The sequence below is a fragment of the Microcoleus sp. AT3-A2 genome, assembly GCF_036705685.1.
Classification (GTDB): Bacteria; Cyanobacteriota; Cyanobacteriia; order Cyanobacteriales; family Microcoleaceae; genus Microcoleus.
Window position 1 is genome coordinate 9,420 of the sequence record NZ_JAUBVF010000009.1, and the last position, 14,498, is coordinate 23,917.

A 14,498-nucleotide genomic window follows, 5' to 3' on the forward strand; every position below is an offset into this window, starting at 1 on the left:
CGCCGATTGGTTCTGGTGTAGTGCCACCACCGCCGATTGGTTCTGGTGTAGTGCCACCACCGCCGATTGGTTCTGGTGTAGTGCCACCACCGCCGATTGGTTCTGGTACAGTGTCGTTATCAGCGATCGCAACTGTCACCCCTGGAACCACAACCACATTATACTTAGCATCACCGCCGCTCACACTGTGAGTGATAGTACCGCTGTGAGCCCCTTCGACAACCGTATCATCAACAGCTTTCACCGTAACGGTTTGAACACTATCCCAATTAAGGGTAGTGAAAGTGATAGGCGCGATCGCCTCAATCTGCTCACCTGTTGTGAGAGTGATAGTAACAGAGGCGATCGGCTGGCTGTTGAGTTTTACTGTATAACTGCCATTCGCCCCGTCTTCAGTAGCAGTTGTTTGCGTGGGAGAAATGCTGACACCTACTGTGTCGTTGTCGGTAATAGCTACATTGACATCCGGAATGGTCTGACCGCTATACTTAGTGTCGGTACTGGTAACAGTGTGAGCGATCGTGCCGCTGTGCGTGCCTTCGGCTTTGCTGTCGTCGGTAGCAGTGACTGTGACTGTTTTGGCAACATTCCAATTCGTGCTATCAAAGATAACAGGCGCGATCGCATTTATTTCACTTCCAGCATTAAAGTTAATGGTAACAGGAGCGATCGGCTGTGACGTTAACTCGATCGCATAATTGCCCGTCGCGCCGCCTTCTGTAGCAGTTGTTGCCGTGGGGGTAATAGAAATACCAGCCGTATCCTCGTCTTTATTGCTGAGGCTAACATCCGCTACATCTTGGTTGTTGTAAATCGGATCTGTACTAACAGTAGCCGTCGTGATTATTTTGTAGTCAATATTGCCGTCAACAATGCTATCCTCAACCCCTGTCACAGTCACCGGCTGCGGTGTATTCCAGTTAACCGGAGTGAAAGTTAAGCTATTAACCGAAACTGTTCCTTCGGCAACATTGTCACTGTTCAAACCGATAGTCACATCAGCAGTCGGCGGAGTATTCAGCACCACAGTAAAGTTAGCCTTAGTGCCATCTTCACCAGTAGTTAATCCCGCCGTCGGATTCACCGTAATTCCGGGAGTTTTATTGTCACTGTTGGTGACGGTGACATCTTCAGGATCGAGGTTAGTGTAATTAACATCGGTACTCACAGCAGCAGCGGTGACAATTTTGTAAGGTTTAGGGCCATCAGCTACTAAATCTTCAACACCACTTATCGTGATTGTTTGCGGTTGATTGTAGTTAGCAGGAGTGAAAGTTAAGCTATTAGTTGAAACTGTTCCTTCTTCAACATTGTCACTCCTCAAACCGATGGTAACGTCAGCAGTGGGTTGAGCGTTGAGTTTGACTGTAAATTCTGCCTTGCCACCAGCTTCACTTGTAGTTAATCCCGATATTGGGTTAATAGTAAAGCCAGCTTTGTCATCATTAGTAATAGTTGTGGTAGCGGTTGCAGTGGTAATTGTCGGTGTGGAGCCCGGGCTGGTGGGATTTGACAGGGTAACGGCTATGGTTTCGTCGGGTTCAACTTGGGTGTCGCCTAATACATCGAGAGTAATGGTTTTGGATGTTTCATCGGCGGCAAAATTAATGGTGCCAGTAGCAGTAGTTGCCCCTGAAGTGCCGCCGATGTTGTTGTAATCGCTGATGTTTGTAGCTGTGCCGGCGATCGTATAATTGACGCTACTTGCCCCGCCTGTGTTGCCGCTGCGAGTCGCGGTGAAAGTCAGAGGTTTTGTGCCGGTATTACCTTCAGGAATGCTGGCAGTACCAGTGGCAATGGCATAAGAAACAGTACCGTTTGCTGCAATATTTAATGTTGTTTGTTTGGTTGTACCTGCAATGCCTCCGGTGATTGCGCCAAAGTTGAGGATTGCGGTTTCGGCGTTTTCAGGGAGATTGTCGGGTTTGATAGTAACTGCAATATTTTGGGTGAGTGCGGAACCTGTTGCACCGGCGGGGAATATAACAGTTGTAGGGGAAATGGTGTAGTCTGAATTTTGGGTGGCTGTGCTGCTGGGGTCGATGACAATTGGCACAGTTACATCGCCCAAGGGTGTGCCACCGGTGAGGGTGACGGGAATATCAACTGCGGTGTCTGTTGTTCCTTCTGTACGGGTGTAAGTTGCAGCCCCGAAATTAACTGTATTGGGTGTATTCAGCAGCACCGAAACGTTATCTGAACCGTTGTTCGCTACTGCCAAATCCGGTAGAGTATCAGCATTAAAGTTGCCGGCAATAATGGACATTGGACTTGTCCCCGCAGCAAAGTTAACGGCTGAACTAAAACTCCCAGTGCCATTTCCTACTAAAATTGCAGCGCCGTTAGTGCCTGTTACTGCTAAGTCAAGTTTGTCGTCTCCGTTTAAGTCTTTCACCACAATGCCGTTAAGCCCTGCCCCTGCGCTAAGATCAGTGGCCGCGCCAAAGCCACCAGTGCCATTTCCCAATAGAATTGAGACACTGTTAGAGCTGCCATTAACTGTGGCCAAGTCGAGGTAAGTGTCTCCGTTAAAGTCCCCAGTGGCGATCGAATTTGAACCTTGCCCAGCCCCAAAATTAGTAGCTGCACCAAATCCGCCCGTGCCATTTCCTAACAGAATTGAGACATTATTAGAGAGACTGTTGGCAACGGCTAAGTCAGGTAAACTGTCAGCATTAAAGTTGCCTACAACAACGCCAGCCGGAATAGAACCAACATTGAAATTAGTGGCAGCGCCAAAGCTGCCAGCACCATTTCCCAACAAAATTGAGACGCTACCAGCACCTTGAGGGTTAGCGTTTACCACTGCTAAATCGAGGAAAGTGTCGCTGTTAAAGTTCCCGACAGCTATTGAAAGGGGAGTGTTACCCACATTGAAATCATTACCTACATAGAAGCCACCAGTGCCATTTGCTAACAGAATGGAGATATTACTACTATTTACTACTGCTAAGTCGGGGAAATTGTCATTGTTAAACAGTCCTGATGTGATGTAACGCGGACTTGAACCTACGGCAAAGTTGCTAGCCGTGCCAAAACCCCCTGTGCCATTCCCTAACAAAATGGAAATGTTGTCGTCATTCTGGTTTGTCACTACCAAGTCTGGGAAGGTATCAGCGTTGAAATCCCCTACATTAATACCTCTGGGAAGTGACCCCGCGGCAAAATTAGTCGCAGCACCAAAACTATTCAAAACGTACTCGTAACCCGCTAACACTTGGGGTTCAAATACCAGCGGTGCTTCTATTTTCCCGGTTCTGACTTCCAGTTCCCAGTCGCCGCCTTTTGCTACACTTCCGGTGAGGTTTTTGGAAGCCGCAACCGATGCGCCGGTTAATTCACTCAAGCGTTTGACAAATGCTTTACCTGTCTCGCCTGCTGCTACACAGCACCCGTAAAGGAGTATATTAGGTCGATTTTTGCTCCTTGAGTCGGTTTGTGGCGAAAACCATTGCTGTAGAGAATCCCGATCGCATTCTATATCATCTAAATCCAAGCTACCGTCGCCCAGTTGCAAGCTGCCCGGAGCACCGTGAGAAACAATGTGAATGCTGTCAATATTGGTACGAAGAGCTAAAATTTGAGTAATTTGGTCGATCGCATCTTTATTCCCATCCAAAACGACTACTTCCGTACCCGCTTTTACCCCGGCGACTAAACTTTGATAATTTTCTACTTGAGTGTCGATAAAGGCGATCGCACTTGGTGAAACTTGATTATTTAAATTTGGCATAATACACCTATTGATAGCTAAAAAAAGACAATGATTTCCCTGTTTCGCCACTTGCGTCCGAAACATTTCTGAAGGTTGTAGTAACCATAACTGTTTTTTATGAAAATCTATATAAACTTTTCTTTATAAACACCTTTTTATTTAAAGTTTTGATAAAGATGGGGGAATTTATTAAGTAATATTACGGATGAGCCATTCTGAGGCAGATTATATAACACAAAAACACTTCAATTGCAAGTGTAATGAGACTGAAATATTAAGAACGGGATTTTTGATAGATATCTGCGATGCGGTTGGGCAGTTCGTTTCAACCCTGGCGGACTTTCGGGCAAGGGTGGGGACGGGTTTAGGAGATAATTGGTATTAGGCAATTATTTTTAGTAAAACCCGCCCCTAAAACTTATTCGTTACCATCTTTACGAGTGATTCCCTACGGGATAGCTTCGCTTCACGGACTTACTTCAAACCCCCATCTATCCCCGCTAAAATCTGCTCAGCTTGCCCGCACAAAGCAGCGTGACAGCAACCATTACTCGCCAACAATCCCCCCCACTGACTCACATCTCCCCGGTTATACTGCAAAGTAGAACCGTCAAAACGAGTAAATTGACCGCCCGCTTCCGTCAAAATTAATTCGGGCGCCGCTAAATCCCAATCTTTAGGCGCAGACTTTCCCGAAAGAGCAATATAAACATCAGCCTTTTGTTCGACAAGTGTCGCAATTTTACAGCCGATACTGCCAACAGCTATTTGATTTTGACAAGGCAGTTTTTGTAACAATTGATTAAAGCGATCGTCCCGGTGACTGCGGCTAGTTACTATAGATAAATCCGCCGCTGTATTTCGCGCCGAAACCTGCAATTTGACCGCTGAACCCCCCCGGCTTTCCATAAAAGCGCCAGCATTTTGCACCGCGTAATAAATCTTTTGCTGTTCGGGCCAAGCCACAACTGCCAATACCGGTCTTCCCTCGAACGCTAAAGCAATGTGAACTGCAAATTCCCCTGTCCTGTCAATAAAATCTCGCGTTCCATCCAAAGGATCAATAATCCAAACCCAACTTTGAGGTAAGGGAATTTGACCGTTAGTTTCTAAATAAGATTTGTAAGTTTCTTCGCTGAGATAGCCAAATTCTGCATTCCCCAAAGCCGATTGCAATTCGTCTAGGATGTAAGAATTGACAGCGACATCGGCGGCGGTGACGGGGCCATCTTTTTTCTCTTGGATGTCAAGGTTAGGAGTGTTGGAATCCTGCCGATAATAGGATTGTAGGATATCTGATGCACTCCAGGCGATCGATCGGGCAATTTCGCTGATTTCTTCGAGAGTTTTCATGAGTTTCTTGTTTGTGAACCGCAGATGAACGCCGATTAACGCAGATTTCTGTAGGGGCGGTGTCCCCGTGCCCGCCCCGGGGAACCATACATTAGCAATTACCAATTAATATGAGGATATTTCCATTCATAATAATTAGGAAACACAAAATTAGTAAAAGAAACCGAAATACTAACCTCCAATGATTTTACATGGTGCCACCAACCGACAGGAATAAAGATAGCTTCTCCCGGTTCCAAAATCACTTCAATAATTTTCGCATCTCTGTAAAGTGGGTATTTGTCATAATCCGGATTTTCGCCGTCCACCTTGCTGAAAACTCCGACGTGATTATAAAGCAGAGGTGTTTGTTGCGGAGAAATCAACTTAATTAGTTTGCGACCAGACACTTGAGCTAAAATTAAATTAACTGGGTCATGGTGCAGCGGTGTAATCGTGCCTTTGGGCCCGAACCAAAAGAAAACTCTGCCTTTTGTATCCGTTGGATTGAGGTATTCAGGGAAAATTTCAATGTCGTTGAATAAGGGTTTAAATTCCTCTCTTTCCAGAGTTTGGTTGTTAGCAACCATGTAGTAGTCGTTGCTAGGCCCGCCCTTGACCACCATCTCTACATATTTGCGGAACAAAACAATTTTTTTGTGATTTTCTATCTTGATTTCGTAATTTGGGTCAGAGTTGCGGTTGGCTTGAATTTGTACCTCTGCATCGCCATATTTTTGCTGTAAATACTCCGGCGTCCACAACTGCAACGCTTTCCAGTTGTGCATAATATTGGTAATAATTACTGGAGTATTTTTTGCATAGTAGTTTTCGAGAAAATACTCTCTAGAAAGGCTGCTTTTGCGTTCGATTGTGCCAAACTTGGAAGACAATGCAGCTAATTGATTGCTAATCCTGAGATGCGATTCTAATTTCTGCAATAACTGCACGTACTGACTACCTGCTTGAAAGTAGGGATGAGATGATATTTCCCTAACTTCTGCGGTGGCTGTTTCCGCATCTATGCCGGTATTTATTAGTCCTTGAATGATTTCTGCATCGGGTTGATTTAATAATTTGTTAGCCGCCACCCACTGTTTCATATTGTCGGGAAGTTCTTGTTTGCTTGGGGTGAGTAGATTGGGCAAATTTTGTGTCAGCCATTCTAGGTTAACTTGCTGCTGTTCTGTTAGGGTAATCCGCAAAGGGGGAAGGGTGATAGTTAGAGGTTGGGTGTCAGACATGATTCGGGTATGTTGTTTTGGGAGTGTTTTGTGTGACTTTAACTTGTCTTACTAATATAGCAATTTTGTTAACGAACCGCGAAGGCGCTAAGGGCGCGAAGGAAGAGAAGAGAGAATTTCACAAATTTTGTCGAGGTTGCTGTCAGGATTTTAACTCAACAAGTGTTGCCAGTTCAAGTTTTCTAGCTTTGAGCGGTTTTAACCGGATAGTTTGGTTAATTTTAATTTAAAATTAACTCTTATTCATCCAGGCGCGGGTTCCGAAGCTTTTGCAGGAATGGGAAGCGATTTTAGATGCAGCGGTGAGAGTATCGGTAAAGTTATTTTGCAAAATGTAGTGACAGAAAGCCCCGTGAAAGATGTCGCCAGCGCCTAAAGTGTCTGTGGCTTGAATTTGAGGTACTTCTATAGTGCCGTAAGTGCCATTGCTGAGGTATGAAATTGATTTTTCGCCGCGAGTGATGGCAATATTGGGAATTCCTGCGGCTGACAAGTAAGCAAAGACTTGTTCGGAATTGTCGCAGTCTGGTGGATGAAAGTTATCCGAACATACCGCCCATTCAATAAAAGGTAAGATTTCCTCTAATCCGGGTTTCCAACTGCCACCGTCGAGGACAATGGGAATGTTTTTTGACTTGGCAAGTTGAGCAATTTCTTGGCTGGCTGCGATTTGATGTCCGTCAACCAGTACAATATTAACGGATGTTAAAATATCCTGGTTAATTGTTTGACTGTCAACTTGCGATTTCGTAGCATTGATGGAAATTACCGATCGATCGCCCGTTGCTTCAGTTACAATAATCGAGGAAACTGGCGGCGAGTGTGATCGCCCCGGTTCCAAATCAATTATCCTGACATTATACTCCGCTAAGTCTGCACGAATTAATTGGGCGATCGCGTGAGTGCCCAAAACGCCCGCTAATACCGCCGCATTCCCCAAATAGCTAAAAGTGACCGCAGCATTTGCCGCCGGCCCGCCCGCAGCAATGGTACAATCAGAAGCAACAACTTTCTGATTTTCACCCGGAGGCTTCCCTGCCAAATAAACTAAATCTAAAGTCGCCAATCCCAAGAATAATCCCGTTTTCATATCTGCGTTAATCCGCGTTCATCTGCGGTTAAAAAATCCCAATCTTAAAATGCAAGCAAATCCCACCACAGGAACATTTTACATCGTAGGAACCCCGATCGGCAACCTGGAAGACATGACATTTCGCGCCATCAAAATCTTGCAAAAAGTAGACTTCATCGCCGCCGAAGATACCCGCCATACAGGCAAACTCTTGCACCATTTTCAAATCAAAACTCCCCAAATCAGCTATCACGAACACAACCAAAACCAGCGACTCCCCGAACTCATCGACAAACTGCTTTTAGGCAAAGATATCGCCCTCGTCACCGATGCCGGAATGCCGGGAATTTCTGACCCCGGATACGAGTTAGTCAAAGCCTGCGCCGATGCTAATATTAACATTATTCCGATTCCCGGCCCGACCGCCTGCATTGTTGGCATAACTGCATCAGGATTACCCACAGAAAGATTTGTATTTGAAGGTTTCTTACCCGTGAAAGGTCAAGAACGCCAACAGAGTTTAGAAGCTTTACAAATAGAATCCCGCACTATAATATTATATGAATCTCCGCACCGATTGCGGCAAACTTTACAAGATTTAGCAACTACTTTGGGAAGCGACAGACAGATTGTGCTGGCGAGAGAGTTAACTAAAATGCACGAAGAGTTTTGGCGTGGTAGTATAGAAAGTGCGATCGAGCTTTACAGCAATCGCGAACCCCAGGGAGAATTTACCCTCCTAATTGCCGGCATCCAAACAGCCGCACCAATATTTTCTGAAGACGCCATCAAAGCAGAATTGCAAACATTAATTGCAGAAGGCATAAGTCGTTCCCAAGCCAGCCGCCAGCTAGCGCAACAAACATCCCTCCCCCGCCGCCAAATCTACCAACTCGCCCTCACAATTGGCGACAATGAATCATTAGAAAAACCCGTGGATGAGTTGTGAAATCTCTCTTCTTCTCTGCGCCCTCTGCGCCCTCTGCGGTTAAATAAAAAAAGCTAGATACTCACACTCAGAATTATATGGTACGCGGAAACTACGATCGACAAAAACCATATTTACGCAACCCCCACATCAACAAACCAATCGCCGAAATTTATGCAGACTTAGACGCCTTTACCTGGGAGATATTTGAAGACCAACCCCACCGCTTCGATACCGTAAGTTTCTACGTCTTGCTTCCCCCACTGTTTTATGAAGGGCGTTTCATCAAAGGAATTTACTTCAGCGAAGCAGTCGAACTCATAAACAAACTATTTCCCCAACTTTCATCAGTATTTTTCTCCTTCACCTATTCCCCCGGAATCTCCTACTCCTGGGCCCCCATAGCTGACGCCTACTCCAGCTTATACAAAAACCCACAGCGAGAAAAGTGGTTTCGCGAAACTTATGTCGATCGCGCCCACAAACCAATCATACCACTGCAAGACACCGACTTCATCAACGAATACTTAATTTCCCCGCGCAACGTCCCCGCAAAAGACATCGACCTCCTCGCCGTCGCCCGAATTTCCGAAGAAAAAAATTTGCCAATCATAGCCAAAGCCTTAAAAGTTTACCGCCAAAAATATCCGCAAAAACCGATTAAATTAACAGTAGTCACCGGCCACGAATTTGATGCTAGAAACCTAAAAACTCTCGACCAGTACGCCTTACAAGAATGGCAACAAGTCGAGGCAATTTTAGACAATCCCTCCGACTACATTAACTTAGTACCAAGAGTAGACTACTACAGCGAAATCCCCACATATTATTCGCGAGCCCAAGCATTCGTCCTCGGTTCCCTCCTCGAAGGAAAAAACCGGGGAATTACCGAAGCAATGAGTTGCAACGTACCAGTAATTTGTTTTGAAGAATTCAACCAATACGCCAGAGGAAACTCGCCTGTTTTCCCCGAAGGTGCGGGTCTTTACGCCAAATTTGACCCGGAATCTCTCGCAGATACTATATATACAGTATTGGAAAATCAAACAGAATTCAAACCGCGATATCAGTATTTAAAACATTGCGGGCGCAAGAACTTTTTCAATACTTGTATAGACAGTTTTCCTTACTATCAGCACAATATTCCAGACTACAAACAAGGAGATGCGATTAACAATTTGTGGCTAGATTTAGCTGTTCAGCAAAATTATCAAGTTAGTTTGAATAGCTTTTTGTACGGAGGTTCTCCATTGTCTCATATTCGCGGGACAAATGCGATTCAGCAGAACCTCGGCGAGTTAACCAAGTTTCAATGACAGATAATTCGGAATGATGAAACCACAGAGGACACAGAGGACACAGAGGAAGAGAAGGGAGAGATGAATAATTCTGATGTCAACGGGATTCGAGATTAGTCTTCATAGCGAGGACTTTCGCAAGCCCCGTGGAATTCATTCCCTGGCGACTGGTAGATGGCCGGCTTAAGTTGACACTAATGCCCTATGACAATATCCGCACAAATCTTACTTGCCAAAACTCTAGCCAAATTCACAGGAACAGCATTGCCGACCATTTTGTATCCATCAGCAATATACTTATACTTAAAAATAAAATTATCCGGGAAAGTCTGAACTCTCGCGCACTCTCGCACAGAAAGCCGACGGTAAGGCTGAGGTGAATTGGGGTCAAAAATGCGTTTGTCTTTACCAACCAAAATCATTTTACTAGCTTGAGGATGGAGAGGTGCGTGTCTGCCACTTGCCTGAATTGTAAAAGAAGGTTCTGACCAACTTCTAACTCGATTGCGCGACATATAAATGCTCGAAAACCCCAAATCCGCACATTCGTGATTTTTGACATAATCGTGATAATTATCTAATTTACCCTTAACTGACATAGGGGCGATCGCCTGCAAATCAAAAATCGCATCTTTCAGCGTCAAAACCTCGATTCCAGGTTCGGGAAACTCAAAACCAAAACCCAGAGTTTCCCGATAGCCAACAACAATCACCCTTTGCCTATCTTGCGGAACACCAAAATGTCTAGCATTCAACAACTTGTACGAAACCCGATATCCGATGTCCTCAAACTGCGATAATATATAATTGAAAGCATCCTTGTTTCTGCCAGCCAAAATACCGCTAACATTCTCAGCTAAAAAAAACAGAGGCTGCTTGTCCCGCACAATTCTGATATACTCCCAAAAAAGTTGACCCCGACTGTCATCAATCCCCCGTTTCGCCCCGGCTTCACTCCAACTTTGACAAGGAGGCCCGCCAATTATCCCAATACATTTGGGAATTTCATCAGATTTGATTTTTCTGATATCTCTGCGATCTAAAATAGTTTCAGGATGATTAAACTCGTAGGTATCCCAAATAGACTTATCATATTCATTCGCCCAAACCGCATTAAAGCCAGCGAACCGAAAACCCAAATCCAACCCCCCACAACCAGAAAACAGAGAGATAATATCTAAAGCCACCTTTTTTCATCCGCAACAAATACACTAAATCAATTATAAACCTCTCTTTTCTTAGATATCTATCTCTTTCTTCTCTCACTCTGCGCCCTCTGCGCCCTCTGCGGTTAATAAAAAAATATAATTCACACACAAACAGAACTTATCATCCTCAATGAATGCAGAATCCATCCTCCAATCCTACCAACATTTCGGCGTGCACCTCGGCTTAGAAAGAATTCACCAACTTCTCCAAAAACTAGACAACCCCCACCAACAAGTACCCATTATCCACATTGCCGGCACCAATGGCAAAGGTTCCGTTTGCGCTTATCTCTCTTCCGTACTAACAGAAGCAGGCTATCGAGTTGGACGCTACACATCCCCGCACCTAATCGATTGGACAGAAAGAATTTGCATCAACCAAAAACCGATTTCCCCAACAGAATTGCAACAGTGTCTAGAACGAGTTGTCGCCGCTACCGAAAACAACACCGAAACTCCCACTCAATTTGAAATAATCACCGCAGCAGCTTGGCTGTATTTCGCCGAACAAAAAACAGACATCGCAGTCATAGAAACTGGATTGGGCGGTAGATTAGACGCGACTAACGTTTGCGAAAAACCTCTCGCGAGCGTCATTACTTCTATCAGTCTTGAACACTGGCAAATACTCGGCCCCACCGTCGCCGATATTGCTGGGGAAAAAGCGGGAATTCTTAAAGAAAAATGTCCGGCAGTTATCGGAGAATTGCCAGAATCAGCTAGAATAGTAGTAGAAAAACGCATTCAAGAATTAGACTGTCCGGCAACTTGGGTAAAACCAGCAATAGATTTAGGACAAGGATTCGCAGAATATCAGTTAAATCAAAATGCGGTTAAAATAAAATATCAATTGCCGCTGCTGGGAAAAATTCAACTAATGAATTCAGCAATTGCGATCGCAACTTTGCAAATTCTCCAAAACCAAGGATGGCAAATTTCCCCAACCGCCATTGAAAACGGTATCGCCAAAACCCAATGGCCCGGAAGACTCCAGCAGACAACTTGGAAAAACCGCAATATATTAATTGATGGCGCGCACAACCCCGCCGCCGCGATCGCCCTGCGTGAATATGTCGATCGCCTGAACAATCACCCGTCACCGATTAGCTGGGTAATCGGCATTCTTGCGACTAAAGACTGCGATGATATTTTGAAAGCATTACTCAAAAAGGGCGATCGACTTTACCTAGTACCCGTACCCGATCCAAACTCATCATCCCCCGCAGAATTAGCCACCCTCGCTCAAATTATCTGTCCCGAATTAACACTCTGTCAAGCCTTCCCCGACTTAACAACAGCTTTAGATGCTGCTGTTACAGGTGACAACCTAACAATCCTTTGCGGTTCGCTTTATCTCGTCGGCTATTTTCTGCAACAACAACAATCCCAAGCTTAAACGCATCAGAATTGTGTTTCTTCCTCCGTAAAGATAGGAGGCCACAATTCAGAAACGGGCAATTCCCAACCGGGAAAAAGTTCTGCTACTGTTAAGATATCGCCATTTCCTAAAACAATCGGTTCACCTGTAGAGCGATAAATAGTCACTGTTTCTTCATCAGGATCGATCAGAATTCCGACGATCGCACCCAGCTCTATAAACTTCAAAACCTTGGTTTCTATAGGCTTAATGCGATCGCTCTGAGATTTAACCTCAACCACCAAATCGGGGACAAGTTCTCCAAAATAACGCGGACTTTGGCGCAAGCGGGCGGCGCGCACAAAAGAAACATCCGGTGCTTTGACATTCGTATCTGGCATAATGAAACCGCCTGCGGAGTCAAAGACTCTCCCCAAGCGACGGGGATTTATCCAAGCGAAAAGAAAGGCGATGAGACGGCTACTGATTTCACTGGATACGATGTCTGATGGCCCCATAACTGAAATTATCCCGTCTTCTAGTTCAATTTGGTAATCTAAACCCGCTTCGGAAAAAAGGGTTTGAACTTGGTTTAAATCTTTGAGTGTCATCGCTGGCATAAGAATTTTCTCCTATTCCGATCTGAGCTTTGATTTTAACACGAGTCAAATTTCTGAATATTTGAGGAATTCAGGCTATATTCCTACAAATCATCAATTAAGCTGAATTGAGAAAGGATCTCGCACGGGATAAATAAACTCGGTTTCTGGGATGAGCGATCGTTCTTATCAACAAACATTTACCTCTAAAATAGTCGAGATTGACTTATCCAGAGTTCTCCTCTGACTCCGCGTTGTGAAGAGGCGATAATTTCATTATTCGATAATAACTTAAAAGCTGATATCTGCTTATATATGGCGACACAGATTCCCATTATTTAATAATACGTCAAGTGGCAGAAAAAAGCAAGGGGCGAGATCAAAAAAAATCCCGCCCCAGCTTCAATTAAAAACTACCTTTGATCCCAAGCCTTAGCCGCATCAGCCACAGCTTGGTCTACCGACTTCTCATCCAACATTGCCGCCTGTAAATTGTCATAAATCGCCTTTTGCAGCTTCTTAACATCCTTGAGAGGCGGAATCAATAGCTCGGCGGAAGTCAACCCAGAAGCACTAACAATCCGAGCTCGATCGGCTGCTGCAGCATCAGTCGGAACGTTCTTAAAATAATCGTCCTGCAAAGCCTCAACCGTAGAAGGCAAAACATTAGCAGCCTTAGCAAAAGCCAACTGATTTTGAGAATTAGTCACGTACAAAGCAAACTTGACAGCATCATCAGGGCGCTTGCTGTCGCGGGGCACAACCAAATTCATCACCGCCACAGTCTTCTTGCCTGTTTCCCCCGTAATTTGAGGCGCAGCAGCCGAAACAGCACCAATACTCGGAGCATTCTCAGCAATCGCCTTCAAAAACTGAGGGCCGGAAGCCAACAAAGTAGTTTCCCCAGCTTGATAAAGCTCGATCGCCCTGCGATGTCCCTGCACCAAAACATCCTGCGGCAAAAGTCCGTTTTTGTACAAATCTACCCAATACTGAAAAACAGCTTTGCCCTTATCAGTATTAAAAGCCGCCTTGCCTTTAGCGTCAATCAAAGGCACACCCATCTGCACGAAAGATTGCAAAACTTCCGCCGAATCTTCCGGCACAAAAGTCACAAAAAAAGCAAACTTACCAGTCTTTTCCTTCACCTGCTTGGCAACAGTTGCCAACTCGGCATAAGTAGCCGGAGGCTTAGCAATTCCAGCCTTCTTCAACAACTCCGTATTGTAAATTGTCACCCCAGTCGTGAGATACCAAGGAATGCCAAAACTCTTGCCGTCGAGTACGCCAGCTTTCCAGATATTTGGCAGATAGGTCGATCGAACTTGCTGCGGAATTCGAGAATCCAAATCCAGCCAAGCATTGCGTCCCGCCAACAGCGAAGCAAAATCGGGATTGAGGTTAACCACATCCGGCGCAGTTTTCGCCGAAACAGCCCCCAAAATCTTGCTTTCCATCGCCGACCAAGGAACGTCCACCCAGCGCACCTTCACCCCCGGATTTTCCGCTTCAAAACCGGCGATCGTCTTGTTGAAATACTCAGTAAACTGAGGTTGAAGCTGCATAGTCCAGAACTCGATTTCCTGCGTATTATTTGCCTGGGAATTAACAGCCGGCTTGCCGCAACTCACCACCGCAGCCAGCAGCAGCCCCACCAGTCCAAAGACAGCAAACAGTTGCCAAGATTTACGTTTCATAAGAATAAAATTTGAGAGTTATGGGAACCGTTAGACAAAAAAGAGATC

The 14,498-nt window shown here is 45.2% G+C and carries 10 protein-coding genes; 3 read left to right on the top strand and 7 right to left on the bottom strand.

From position 1 onward, the window contains the following. The 4 genes from QUB37_RS07825 to QUB37_RS07840 all read right to left on the bottom strand — a co-directional run. On the bottom strand, positions 1-3,733 hold a 3,733-nt coding region (locus QUB37_RS07825), incomplete at its 3' end, for a DUF4347 domain-containing protein (RefSeq protein ID WP_333160682.1). A gap of 456 nt (positions 3,734-4,189) precedes the next feature. Beyond that, positions 4,190-5,068 (bottom strand): inositol monophosphatase family protein, encoded by an 879-nt coding sequence (locus tag QUB37_RS07830; protein ID WP_333160684.1) that lies wholly within the window; start codon positions 5,066-5,068, stop codon positions 4,190-4,192. A gap of 98 nt (positions 5,069-5,166) precedes the next feature. Further along, positions 5,167-6,291, bottom strand: a complete 1,125-nt coding sequence (locus QUB37_RS07835; RefSeq protein ID WP_333160686.1) for a cupin-like domain-containing protein — start codon at positions 6,289-6,291, stop codon at positions 5,167-5,169. Between the two features lie 232 nt (positions 6,292-6,523). After that, entirely contained in the window at positions 6,524-7,381 is an 858-nt protein-coding gene (locus tag QUB37_RS07840) for a PfkB family carbohydrate kinase (protein ID WP_333160688.1), read from the bottom strand. A 49-nt stretch (positions 7,382-7,430) separates the two neighbouring features. Between QUB37_RS07840 and rsmI the strand changes: the two genes are divergently transcribed. Together rsmI and QUB37_RS07850 are read left to right on the top strand one after the other, a co-directional pair. Next, the gene (gene rsmI / locus QUB37_RS07845; RefSeq protein ID WP_333160690.1) at positions 7,431-8,312 is read left to right on the top strand and encodes a 16S rRNA (cytidine(1402)-2'-O)-methyltransferase; all 882 of its coding nucleotides are present in this window, start codon (positions 7,431-7,433) and stop codon (positions 8,310-8,312) included. Positions 8,313-8,389: 77 nt separating this feature from the next. Then, positions 8,390-9,607: a glycosyltransferase gene (locus QUB37_RS07850; protein ID WP_333160692.1), complete on the top strand. Its 1,218-nt coding sequence runs from the start codon at positions 8,390-8,392 to the stop codon at positions 9,605-9,607. Positions 9,608-9,783: 176 nt separating this feature from the next. Here the strand turns inward: QUB37_RS07850 and QUB37_RS07855 are convergent, their stop codons facing one another. Further along, positions 9,784-10,776, bottom strand: coding sequence for a DNA cytosine methyltransferase (locus QUB37_RS07855; RefSeq protein ID WP_333160694.1), 993 nt, complete (start codon positions 10,774-10,776; stop codon positions 9,784-9,786). Between the two features lie 151 nt (positions 10,777-10,927). Here QUB37_RS07855 and QUB37_RS07860 point away from each other — a divergent pair, with 151 nt between their 5' ends. Next, entirely contained in the window at positions 10,928-12,193 is a 1,266-nt protein-coding gene (locus QUB37_RS07860) for a folylpolyglutamate synthase/dihydrofolate synthase family protein (protein WP_333160696.1), read from the top strand. Between the two features lie 5 nt (positions 12,194-12,198). Here QUB37_RS07860 and QUB37_RS07865 read toward each other — a convergent pair whose 3' ends face one another. Both QUB37_RS07865 and QUB37_RS07870 read right to left on the bottom strand, forming a co-directional pair. Continuing rightward, entirely contained in the window at positions 12,199-12,774 is a 576-nt protein-coding gene (locus QUB37_RS07865; protein ID WP_333160698.1) for a Uma2 family endonuclease, read from the bottom strand. A gap of 392 nt (positions 12,775-13,166) precedes the next feature. Beyond that, a complete protein-coding gene (locus QUB37_RS07870; protein ID WP_333160700.1) occupies positions 13,167-14,450 on the bottom strand; it encodes a sugar ABC transporter substrate-binding protein in 1,284 nt (427 codons plus the stop codon). Positions 14,451-14,498: the final 48 nt, after the last annotated feature.

Bases quoted from the DNA above. Each gene is read 5' to 3' on its own strand.
- QUB37_RS07830 (WP_333160684.1), bottom strand. From the start codon at position 5,068: ATGAAAACTCTCGAAGAAATCAGCGAAATTGCCCGATCGATCGCCTGG.
- QUB37_RS07835 (WP_333160686.1), bottom strand. From the start codon at position 6,291: ATGTCTGACACCCAACCTCTAACTATCACCCTTCCCCCTTTGCGGATT.
- QUB37_RS07840 (WP_333160688.1), bottom strand. From the start codon at position 7,381: ATGAAAACGGGATTATTCTTGGGATTGGCGACTTTAGATTTAGTTTAT.
- rsmI (WP_333160690.1), top strand. From the start codon at position 7,431: ATGCAAGCAAATCCCACCACAGGAACATTTTACATCGTAGGAACCCCG.
- QUB37_RS07850 (WP_333160692.1), top strand. From the start codon at position 8,390: ATGGTACGCGGAAACTACGATCGACAAAAACCATATTTACGCAACCCC.
- QUB37_RS07860 (WP_333160696.1), top strand. From the start codon at position 10,928: ATGAATGCAGAATCCATCCTCCAATCCTACCAACATTTCGGCGTGCAC.
- QUB37_RS07865 (WP_333160698.1), bottom strand. From the start codon at position 12,774: ATGCCAGCGATGACACTCAAAGATTTAAACCAAGTTCAAACCCTTTTT.
- QUB37_RS07870 (WP_333160700.1), bottom strand. From the start codon at position 14,450: ATGAAACGTAAATCTTGGCAACTGTTTGCTGTCTTTGGACTGGTGGGG.